Source organism: Corallococcus praedator (assembly GCF_003612125.1).
In the GTDB taxonomy this organism is placed as follows: domain Bacteria; phylum Myxococcota; class Myxococcia; order Myxococcales; family Myxococcaceae; genus Corallococcus; species Corallococcus praedator.
This window is the reverse complement of sequence record NZ_RAWI01001274.1, coordinates 1-408: the sequence shown is the minus strand read 5'-3', so window position 1 is coordinate 408 and position 408 is coordinate 1. Positions and strand designations below refer to the sequence as shown.

General features: G+C 54.2%; 1 protein-coding gene. It reads left to right on the top strand.

The window, feature by feature from the left end:
* Nucleotides 1-184 precede the first annotated feature (184 nt).
* Nucleotides 185-408: transposase (locus D7Y13_RS44055; RefSeq protein ID WP_147452759.1), on the top strand; the 224-nt coding region annotated here is incomplete at its 3' end.

The following is a 408-nucleotide window of genomic DNA, read 5'->3' as shown; positions in this document are numbered from 1 at the left end:
GTTAACGGGCGTGTATCAATGATTGCGTTCGGGGGGATATATGAAAAGCTTGAGAAATGGTTTCAGCTGTAAGGTTAGGCTGGCTGAGGTTGGCAAGAATGAATTCCTTGACCCTCATTAGGGAATCTCCGAACAAGTCTCCAAATGTGCTGAAATACGCCTGACCACCTGATCCGAGCCGCCCATGAGCCAGATGAGCTTTTCCGATTTCGAATATGCCGGCAAGCGCAAGCAGACACGCCGCGAACGCTTCCTCGCCGAGATGGATCAGGTCGTGCCCTGGACAGGTCTACTGGGCCTGATCGAGCCGTTCTACCCCACGGCCGGCGGTGGTAGAAAACCTTATCCTCTGGAAACCATGCTGCGCATTCATCTGTTGCAGAACTGGTTCTCCCTGAGCGACCCGGC